Consider the following 9758-nt stretch of genomic DNA (forward strand, 5'->3'; position numbering starts at 1 on the left):
CAGGGTCTCGTCGCCGCTCGGGAAGAACAGCGGCATCACCGCCGAAGGCTGGGGGAGGAACTGCGCGACCGGCCACGACGCGGCCGCAGCCGACAGCCGGCCAGTCGGGGCGCTCCCGGCGGAGCGCTCACGTGCCGACGGCCCGCCGCGGAAGCGGCGAGGAGTAGACGACGCTAGTCGTCACCGAGCCCAGCGCGCCGATGCGGCCGGAGATCTCCTCCAGGTGGCGCATCGAGCGGGCGGTGACCTTGATGACGAAGCAGTCGTCGCCCGTGACGTGGTGCGCCTCCAGGATCTCGGGGGTGGCGGCGACCAGGTCGTGGAAGGGCTTGTAGTTGCCGTTCGGGTAGCGCAGCCGGACGAACGCGAGGATCGGCAGACCGAGGCGCTCCGGGTCCACCACCGCCGCGTACCCCTGGATCACGCCCGCCTCCTCCAGCCGGCGCACCCGCTCGGTCACCGCGCTCGGGGACATCGCCACCTCCCGCGCCAGTTCGGCGAAGCTGGCCCGGCCGTCGCGCTGGAGGACGTCGAGGATGCGGCGGTCGGTGGCGTCCGGGGAAAACTCGGTCATGCGGGTTGGATAGCAGGGATTCCCCGGCCGGACAAGGGAAGGGCCGGGGATCGCGCCTTCAGGGCGTTCCGTCCCCCTCGTAGATTTGCGGTCATGGAGATCCGCCGCACCGCCGGCGGCCGGCGAAAGGCCTCACATGACCAGCACCGTCCCCAGCCCCGTCCTGCGCGTCGCCCCCGCCGCCCCCGCCGAGGCCGCCGCCCACTTCCGGGCGAGCCTCGCCTTCCACGCCGACGTCTCCGACGTGGCCGCCGCCCTGGCCGCCGGCGGCGACCCGGGTTTCGTGGTCCTGGACTCCCGCTCCACCGAGGCCTGGGACCAGGGCCATGTCCCGGGCGCCGTCCACCTGCCCACCGCGCTCGTCGCGGGGCAGGCGGCCGCTCTCCTGGACCGGGCCGTGCCCGTGGTGACGTACTGCTGGGGTCCCGGCTGCAACGGCGCCACCCGTGCCGCCCTCGCACTGGCCGAACTCGGCTTCCAGGTCAAGGAGATGCTCGGCGGATTCGAGTACTGGGTGCGTGAGGGCTTCGAGTTCGAGACCTGGCGGGGGCGTGAGCGCCGGGCCCCGGACCCGCTGACCGCACCCGTCGCGGGTGGCGACTGCGGTTGCTGATTCCCGGAGGCGAACCCGTGGCGTTGCTCTACGTGTAGGTTCAGCCCATGACTCGATATGCGGATCCCGGCGCGGTGGAGTGGGTGGAGTCGGGCGGCGGCCCGCTCGTCGCGGTCCCGGAGGCGGTCCTGCCGTTCTGGTCCGGCGCCGACAGCGAGGAACTGGCCACCGACTACGACCGCGCCTGCGAGGTCGACGGGTACGTCGGACTGCTCCCGGTCGGGGACAGCACCGCCCTGGTCCTCGGCGACGAGCCCGCCTCGACGTCCTTCCTGCCCGACCACGGCACGTTCGTACGGTGGTCGGCCGCCGACTCGGAGGAGGAACTCCTCGCCCAGGTGCCCGCCGCACTCGCCGGCGCCGTGTGGGAGAACGAGATCCGCTGGCAGGTCCCGGGCCCCGTCGTCCTGTTCGACTCCGCCTGGCCCGGCGGCGAGGCCGAGGGCGAGGAGCATCTGCGGGTCCCGCTGGAGCCCGGCACCTACGCGGTGCGCGCCGCCTACACCAGACCCGCGCCGGAAACCTGGCTGGGACTGGTGCAGTTGCGCCGCCTGACCTCCTGACGAGTCATCACTTGATGCCGTCGATGGCGATGTCGAGGTGACGCGGACCGCGCAGCACCGCGTTCGGCCGGTACGGCGGCGGGTCCGCCACCAGCCGCGGGCCGTCGAGCCGGCGGGCCAGTTCGGACAGCGCGATCTGGGCCTCCAGGCGGGCCAGCGGTGCGCCGAAGCAACTGTGGATGCCGCTGCCGAAGCCGAGGTGCTGGATGTCCTGGCGGTCCGGGTCGAAGCGGTCGGGGTCCGTGAACCGGTGCGGGTCCCGGTTGCCCGCGGCCAGCATGAGATAGATGCGCGAACCCTTGGGAATGGTCACCCCGTGCACCTCGATGTCGGTGATGCAGGTGCGCTGCGGCAGGAGATGCACCGGCGGCTCGTAGCGCAGCAGTTCCTCCACGATCCGCACCGACAGTCCCGGGTCGTTGCGCAGCCGCTCCAGGATCTCCGGGTACCGCAGCAGCGTCAGCATGCCGTTGGTGATGAGGTTGACCGTCGTCTCGTGACCGGCGATGAGCAGCAGCACCGAGGTGCTGAGCACCTCCATCGTCGTCATGGCGCCGTCCGGGCCGTGACGGTGCACCAGGTCGGACAGCATGTCCTCGCGCGGTTCCCTGGCGCGCTGCTCCACCAGCCCGTTCAGGTACATCCCGAGCTCCAGCCGTGCCTCCTGCGCGGCCCTCTCGGAGTCCGGGGCCGTACGGTGGTCGGGGTCCAGGCCGGCCACGATCGGGTCGACCCAGGCCCGGAACCGCGGCTCGTCCTCCCGCGGCACGCCCAGCAGCCGGCAGATGACGGTGACCGGGAACGGATAAGCGACCTGGTCGACCAGATCGAACTCCCGGGCGTCGCCGAGGCCGTCGATCAGCCCGGTGACGATCTCCTCCAGCTGCCCCCGCATGTCGTCGATCCGGTGCGGCCGGTGCGGCGGCCCGAACGAGCTGTTGGCGATCCGGCGCAGCCGGTCGTGCTCCGGCGGGTCGAGCCGGATGAAGCTCGGCGGCAGCCCCGTCGCCTCCGGGCCGGACAGCTCGTCCTCCCCGAGCACGGCCAGGTTGGCGGCGTCGGAGCTGATCCGTGGATCGTGGAGCAGGGCCTCGATGTCGTGGTAGGCGCTGATGAGGTAAGGGCCGTCCTCCTCCTCGTGCAGCACCGGCGTCTTGCGGAGCTCCTCGTACAGCGGGTACGGGTCGGCGCGGTTCGCGAAGTCGGTGATCTGGCGCAACAGCGAGGTCTGCGGCATGACAGGTCCTTGGAGCGTCGGGGCCGGGGCGCGGTCAGTGGCGGGAGGGGTGGAAGACCAGTTGCTGGTCGGTCGGCGAGTAGCCGCTCAGGGTCACCATGGGGCCGTGCGTCGGCAGGGCCGGGTCCGGGAAGTCGGCGTCCACCGGCACCCGCCCCTCGGGACGGCGGTCCACGGTCGGGAACTCCACCGGGAACGGCGCGCCCTGCTCGATCTGCCGCTGGTAGAACTCCAGCCACCGGGTGTTGTCGAAGCTCACCGCGGCGATCGTCCGCCCCTGGTGGCCGTAGACCCCGACGAAGCGGCGTTCGGCCAGCGACCCCTGTGTGATCATGATCTGCTCGCCCATCGGCGGCACGCCGACCGACTTGATGTTCACGCCGAACTGCGACGACCAGAACGCCGGCACCCACAGGTGCGGCTTGCGCTCGGCGCTCGGGCTGATCATGTTGTGCGCGGCGGTCTCGGCCTGGGCGACCGCGTTGCCCCAGTGCTCCAGGGACAGGAACTGGTAGCCGAACAGCGCGTGCGGGGACCGGGCGACGTCGCCGGCGACGAAGATGTCGTCGGTGACGATGCCCCGGAAGTCGAAGGCACGGCACCCCGCGTCGCAGGCGATGCCCCGCGGGCCCGCGCCGAGACCGGAACCGGCCAGCCAGTCGGTGTTGCGGACCGCGCCGAGCGACACGATCACCACGTCTGCCTCGACGACGGACTCGTCCGAGAGATGGACCGCCCGGACCCGCCCGGCCGGGTCGCCCTCCAGCGCGGTGACCATGACCCCGGTGCGCAGGTCCACTCCGTGCTCGCGGTGCAGGTCGGCAGCGACCGCGCCCACCACCCCGCCCAGGGCGCCCACCAGCGGCGCGCCCGCGCGTTCCGCCACCGTGACGGCGATCCCCTGCTCCCGGCAGGCCGAGGCGATCTCCGACCCGGTGAACCCGGCGCCGATCACGAACACCCGGCGCGGCCCGGCCTTCAGCCGGCGCAGCAGCGCGGCCGCGTCGTCCCGGGTGCGCAGCGTGAACACGCCCTCCAGCCGGGCCTCGTCCTCCCTGGGCCAGGGCCGGGCCCGCACCCCGGTCGCGATCAGCAGCCGGTCGTACTCGACCTCGTCGCCGTCGGCCAGCCGGACCCGCCTGGCCTCGATGTCGAGACCGGTGGCCGCGACACCGAGCCGCCACTTCGCGTCGATCTCCCGGCGGTGCGGCAGCTCGGTGTGGTGCGGGACCGCCCTGCCCAGCAGCACCGCCTTGGACAGCGGCGGCCGGTCGTAGGGCTCGTACGGCTCGTCGCCGATCATGGTGAGTTCGCCGCCGAACCCCTCGGCCCGGAGCGTCTCGGCACCCCGCAGTCCGGCCAGCGAGGCACCCACGATCACGATCCGGCCCTCGCGCCGCAGCCAGTCGAGACAGTCAGTGGGCGGCATCGCAGGCGCCTCCCGCGAATCCGTCCAGTCCGTCGGCGGTGATCGCCTGCACCGGGCAGGCGGCGACGGCGCGCGCCACCCGCTCCCGCTGCTCCTGCTCGGCCCGCGGGCTGTAGACGAGCGACTCCTCGCCGTGCATGGCGAAGACGTCCGGCGCGAGGAACGCGCACTGCGCGTACCCCTGGCATCTGTTGAGGTCGACGACAAGACGCATCATGGCTCCGCCCTTCCGGTGGCCAGGTCCGGTGCGTACCGCGGTCCGTCGTGCCGAGGCCGGACGGCGGAGAACTCCCCGCACGCCAGCATGGGAGCCCGCACCGGTCGTCGCGCGCCGGAGCCCGCCGATCGGGTGAGGGCCCTCAGGCCGCCGGGACCGCGGCGGCGCGGCGGAAGCTCGCCGTCACGATGTGCACGCTGAGCAGCAGTGACCAGGCCGGGAACGCCAGCTCGGCCCAGGGCACGCTGGGCGACACGAACAGCAGCACCAGCGTGACGAGCAGACCCAGTGCCGTGAGCCAGCGAGGCAGGATGCCCAGGCGGTGCCCGATGACGGAAGTGGAGCAGGTGAACACGGCCGCCATCCGCATCGCGTACCCGATCAGCAGGGTGTACGCCAGGTACTGGCCGAAGTCCCAGGTGGGCCGGGAGGGCGAGGAACCGGCCGGATGGGCGGTGTCGAGCACGGCCGCGGCCGCCGCGGCGCCGCCGAACATCATGGCGGTGAAGACCAGGCCGCTGCCGAGGAACACGGTGGCGAGGAACCGGTCCTCGCCCTCACCGACGTGGGCGCGCACCGCTCCGGCGAACCACAGGAAGAAGATGCCGGCGAACGGCACGAGCGCGAGGGCCGCGTGCACGGCGCCGCGCCGGACGGCATCCACCGGCTGGTGGGCGACCGCGTCGGCGCCCTGCGGGATGCCCAGCCGGATCAGCACCATGGCGGCGGCGAGCAGCAGCGCGAAGACGATCCCGGCCGCCCCTGCGGCGCGCGGTGTCTGCAACGGTTCCCGTGGCGGCGTGGAGGTCTGCATGCGTGGCCCGCTTCCCGTGTCCGGTGGCTCCCGGCACCAGCAAGCCCCCTGCCACCGGCCGCCGCCACCGGAGCACCCCCGAACGGCAGACCGCGCCGACCCGGTCACGGCGGCCGCCGGGCGCCCACCGGCAGTGGGCGCCCGCTCGGTGCCGCCGCCCCGTCAGGCACGGCACGGAGCCGTCAGAGCCGGGACAGCTCGTCCACCAGGTCGTCCAGGCCCAGCGAACCCTGGGAGAGGGCCGCCATGTGCCAGGACTTGAGGTCGAAGTTGGTGCCCCGCCGCTCCCGGGCCTTCTCCCGGCCCAGCAGCCAGGCCCGCTCGCCCAGCTTGTAGCCGATGGCCTGCCCCGGCATCGACAGGTAGCGGGTCAGCTCGCTCTCCACGAAGTCCGCGGGACGGCTGCTGTGCGCGCCGAAGAACTCCTGCGCCAGCGCGGGCGTCCAGCGCTCCCCGGGGTGGAAGGGGGAGTCGTCCGGGATCGTCAGCTCCAGGTGCATGCCGATGTCGATGATGACCCGCGCGGCCCGCATCATCTGCGCGTCCAGGTAGCCGAGGCGGCGCTCCGGGTCGGTGAGGAAGCCCAGTTCGTCCATCAGCCGCTCCGCGTACAGCGCCCAGCCCTCGGCGTTGGCGCTGACCATGCCCACGCTGGCCTGGTAGCGGGAGAGGTCCGCGGCGATGTGCTTCCACTGCGCCAGCTGGAGGTGGTGGCCGGGCACGCCCTCGTGGTACCAGGTCGAGACGAGGTCGTAGACCGGGAACCGGGTCTGGCCCATGGTCGGCAGCCAGGTGATGCCCGGCCGGGAGAAGTCGTCCGACGGCGGCGTGTAGTACGGCGCCGCCGCGCTGCCGGGCGGCGCGATCCGGGACTCCACCCGGCGCACCCGCTCGGCCAGGTCGAAGTGGGTGCCGTCGAGCTTGTCGATGGCCTCGTCCATCACCGACTGCAGCCAGGTCCGCACCTCGTCGACGCCCTCGATGTGGGTGCCCTGCTCGTCCAGGTGCGCCAGCGCCACCCACGGGGTGGCCGCTCCGGGCAGGATCTTCTCGGCCTCGGCCCGCATCTCCGCGAGCAGCCGGTGGTACTCGGACCAGCCGTACGCGTACGCCTCGTCCAGATCGAGGTCGGTGCCGTTGAAGTAGCGCACCCAGCGGGCGTACCGCTCCCGGCCCACGACGTCCGGCGCGCCCTCGATCGCGGGCGCGTACACGTCCCGCATCCAGTCGCGCAGCGCCACCACGGCCTCGGTGGCCGAGCGGGCCGCCGTGTCCAGCTCGGTCCGCAGGGCCTCGGGACCGGCCGCCGCGAACTGCTCGAACCAGCCCTTGCCATCGCCCGTGTCGGCCCATTCGCCGAGCTGGCCGACAAAGGTGGCGGTGGCCCGAGGACCGGCGAACAGCTTCCGGTCCAGGCCCAGTTCGAGGGAGCTGCGGTAGCCCTCCAGCGCGGCCGGCACCGCGCGCAGCCGTTCGGCGACGGCCGTCCAGTCCTCCTCGGTGGCGGTGGGCGTCACCGTGAACACCTGGCGCACCGCGTGCGCGGCGGAGTGCAGGTTGCTGACCGAACGCAGGCTCTCGTCGGCGTCGTGCACGGCGAGCGAGGCGCTGAGCCGCTCGCGCAGCAGACGTGCGCAGCGACGCTCGATGTCACTGTCGGCACCGGGCCGCCGCTCGGCCTCGTCGAGCTTGGCGAGGGTGTCGCGCTGGAGCCGGGCGAGCGCCTGCGCGCCGGCCGGCGAGGTGTCGGGCAGCCTGCTCGAACTCTCCTTGTCGCCGAGGAAGGTACCGGTGATCGGGTCGAGGGCGATGAGCTCGTCGACGAAGGTGTCGGCGACCTGACGGGGCAGCGGGGTGTTGGTCTGTGACATGCGGTCCATCCTCGTACGGCGGACCACCGCGCGTCACCGGGATTAGGCCTGCGACACCGGTGGGAGCAGCGGCCCGCACGCCCACTGCTGGAAGATCAGCCGGGTCTCCACCCGGGCCACCTCCCGGCGGGCGGTGAACTCGTCCAGGACCAGCCGTTGCAGGTCCGCCATGTCCGCCACGGCCACATGCACCAGGTAGTCGTCGGGGCCCGTCAGATGGAACACCGTCCGCGACTCCGGCAGCGCCCGGATCCGCTCCACGAACGGCCCCACCAACTCCCGCCGGTGCGGCCTGACCTGGACCGACAGCAGCGCCTCCAGACCCCGGCCGAGCTTGGCCGGATCGAGTTCGAGCCGATGGCCGAGGATCACCCCCGAGCGGCGCAGACGGGTCACCCGGTCCAGACAGGTCGACGGCGCCACGCCCACCTGGGCGGCGAGATCGCGGTAGGTGGTCCGGGCGTCGTTCTGAAGCAGCCGCAGCAGATGCAGATCGACCGGATCCAGTACGACGGAATCGGTCACCGGTCGAACGTAGCACGGCACTCCTGCCACGTGGGCCGTCGGTTGTTCACCCTTCGGTCATGGACTCAGTGAGCGTCTTCGAGAACGCGGCGCGGACGGCCGGTGCCTCCCGGGCCCTGGCCACCGAGGCCGTGCACGCCGGCCGCGACGACCTGGCCCGCCAGGGCCTGCACGCCCCGCCGATCGACCTGTCCACCACTTACCCGTCCTACGACAGCCGCGCCGAGGCCGCGCGCATCGACGCCTTCGCCGCCGACGGCGCGGACCCGGCGGGCGGTCCGGTCTACGGACGCCTCGGCAATCCCACCGTCGCCCGCTTCGAGACCGCCCTGGCCCGGCTGGAGGGCACCGAGTCCGCGGTCGCCTTCGCCAGCGGCATGGCCGCCCTGTCCGCCGTGCTCCTCGCCCGCGCCACGGCCGGACTGCGCCATGTCGTCGCCGTGCGGCCCCTGTACGGCTGCAGCGACCATCTCCTCACCGCCGGACTCCTCGGCACCGAGGTCACCTGGACCGACCCGGCCGGGATCGCCGACGCGCTGCGCCCCGACACCGGACTGGTGCTGGTCGAGTCCCCGGCCAACCCGACCCTCGCCGAACTCGACCTGCGGGCCGTCGCCCACGCCTGCGGCACGGTGCCGCTGCTCGCCGACAACACCTTCGCCACCCCCGTGCTGCAACGCCCCGCCGAACTCGGCGCACGGCTCGTCCTGCACAGCGCCACCAAGTACCTCGGCGGCCATGGCGACGTGCTGGCCGGGGTGGTCGCCTGCGACGAGGAGTTCGCCGGGCAGCTCCGGAAGATACGGTTCGCCACCGGCGGCGTCCTGCATCCGCTCGCCGGCTACCTGCTGCTGCGCGGCCTGTCCACGCTTCCCGTCCGGGTCCGCGCCGCCTCCACCACCGCCGCCGAACTGGCCCGCCGCCTCGCCGCCGACCCACGCGTCGCCCGCGTCCACTACCCCCGGCTCGGCGGCGCGATGATCGCCTTCCAGGTCCACGCCGACCCGCACGAGGTGATCTCCCGAGTACGACTGATCACCCCGGCGGTCAGCCTGGGCAGCGTCGACACCCTCATCCAGCACCCGGCCTCCATCAGCCACCGAGTCGTCCACGCCGACGACCGCCGCGGCGCCGGGGTGAGCGACAACCTGCTGCGCCTGTCGGTGGGCCTGGAGGACGTCGACGATCTCTGGGCCGACCTGGACCGGGCACTGGGTGTGCTGTAGCGCCCCGCCGGCCGGAGCGCCCCGAAAGGGGCGCGGGGCCGTGTCGATGTGCGGCTCCGCCGCGTGGACGCGACCAGGCCCCGTGCACCCGCAGCCGCCGAACCACCTGGGTTTTTACGGCGCTTCGGCGTTCCCCGACTCACCCGTACCTGAAAGCCACCCCGCGGCGGACACGGCGCCCTCCGCCCCGGTCCCCGCAGCCAGCCGTGCCGTGATGACGAGCGTCCCCTCCTCGATCTGGTAGTCGAGCGGCAACCCCAGCCCCCGCATCGCCGCCACCATCCCCGTGTTGGACGCCTGCGTCACCGCGTACACGCTCTCGCAGCCCGCCTCCACCGCCATCCCCACCAGCCGGGAGAGCAGCTCGCTCCCGATACCCCGCCGCTGCCAGTCGTCCTCGACGAGCAGCGCCACCTCCGTCTCGTCCCCGTCCCACAGCAGATGTCCGAGGCCGACGATCCGGCCCGACGCGGTCTGGACCGCCAGCGTCCGCCCGAACCGCGGGCTGAGCAGGTGGTTCAGGTAACGGTCCGCGTCCCCGACCGGCCCGTGATAGCGCAGCCCGAGCGTCCGCGTCGAGCAGCGCTCGTGCATCGCCTTCGCCGCCTCCAGGTCATCGGTGTCGGCTCGCCGCACGGTGATCGCGGTGCCGGCGGGCAACGCGATCACGTCGTGGCCGCGCCAGATCG

At 73.0% G+C, this 9758-nt stretch carries 11 protein-coding genes; 3 read left to right on the forward strand and 8 right to left on the reverse strand.

Annotation, left to right across the window (positions count from 1 at the left end; translation table 11 throughout):
* Positions 1-127 precede the first annotated feature (127 nt).
* Positions 128-574: an Lrp/AsnC family transcriptional regulator gene (locus tag AB0M11_RS40305; RefSeq protein ID WP_365713759.1), complete on the reverse strand. Its 447-nt coding sequence runs from the start codon at positions 572-574 to the stop codon at positions 128-130.
* Positions 575-710: 136 nt separating this feature from the next.
* Here AB0M11_RS40305 and AB0M11_RS40310 point away from each other — a divergent pair, with 136 nt between their 5' ends.
* On the forward strand, positions 711-1187 hold the full coding sequence (locus AB0M11_RS40310; protein WP_365713761.1) for a rhodanese-like domain-containing protein: 477 nt from the start codon (positions 711-713) through the stop codon (positions 1185-1187).
* Positions 1188-1234: 47 nt separating this feature from the next.
* Positions 1235-1750, forward strand: a complete 516-nt coding sequence (locus tag AB0M11_RS40315) for an immunity 21 family protein (RefSeq protein WP_365713763.1) — start codon at positions 1235-1237, stop codon at positions 1748-1750.
* A gap of 7 nt (positions 1751-1757) precedes the next feature.
* Here AB0M11_RS40315 and AB0M11_RS40320 read toward each other — a convergent pair whose 3' ends face one another.
* From AB0M11_RS40320 to AB0M11_RS40345, 6 genes are all read right to left on the reverse strand, one after another.
* Positions 1758-2987, reverse strand: a complete 1230-nt coding sequence (locus tag AB0M11_RS40320; protein ID WP_365713765.1) for a cytochrome P450 — start codon at positions 2985-2987, stop codon at positions 1758-1760.
* Positions 2988-3021: 34 nt separating this feature from the next.
* A complete protein-coding gene (locus tag AB0M11_RS40325) occupies positions 3022-4416 on the reverse strand; it encodes an FAD/NAD(P)-binding oxidoreductase (protein WP_365713767.1) in 1395 nt (464 codons plus the stop codon).
* The gene (locus AB0M11_RS40330) at positions 4403-4630 is read right to left on the reverse strand and encodes a ferredoxin (protein WP_365713780.1); all 228 of its coding nucleotides are present in this window, start codon (positions 4628-4630) and stop codon (positions 4403-4405) included. Before AB0M11_RS40330 ends, AB0M11_RS40325 begins: the two co-directional genes overlap by 14 nt.
* Before the next feature lie 145 nt (positions 4631-4775).
* Positions 4776-5447 (reverse strand): hypothetical protein, encoded by a 672-nt coding sequence (locus AB0M11_RS40335; RefSeq protein ID WP_365713769.1) that lies wholly within the window; start codon positions 5445-5447, stop codon positions 4776-4778.
* Positions 5448-5629: 182 nt separating this feature from the next.
* The gene (locus AB0M11_RS40340) at positions 5630-7318 is read right to left on the reverse strand and encodes a DUF885 domain-containing protein (protein WP_365713771.1); all 1689 of its coding nucleotides are present in this window, start codon (positions 7316-7318) and stop codon (positions 5630-5632) included.
* Between the two features lie 42 nt (positions 7319-7360).
* Positions 7361-7843 (reverse strand): Lrp/AsnC family transcriptional regulator, encoded by a 483-nt coding sequence (locus AB0M11_RS40345; RefSeq protein ID WP_365713773.1) that lies wholly within the window; start codon positions 7841-7843, stop codon positions 7361-7363.
* Between the two features lie 59 nt (positions 7844-7902).
* Between AB0M11_RS40345 and AB0M11_RS40350 the strand changes: the two genes are divergently transcribed.
* Positions 7903-9069 carry a PLP-dependent transferase gene (locus AB0M11_RS40350; protein WP_365713775.1) on the forward strand — a complete coding sequence of 389 codons (1167 nt, stop codon included), beginning with the start codon at positions 7903-7905 and terminating at the stop codon, positions 9067-9069.
* 114 nt (positions 9070-9183) lie between these two features.
* Here the strand turns inward: AB0M11_RS40350 and AB0M11_RS40355 are convergent.
* On the reverse strand, positions 9184-9758 hold a 575-nt coding region (locus AB0M11_RS40355), incomplete at its 5' end, for a GNAT family N-acetyltransferase (protein ID WP_365713778.1).

It is taken from the genome of Streptomyces sp. NPDC051987, assembly GCF_040680735.1.
In the GTDB taxonomy this organism is placed as follows: domain Bacteria; phylum Actinomycetota; class Actinomycetes; order Streptomycetales; family Streptomycetaceae; genus Streptomyces.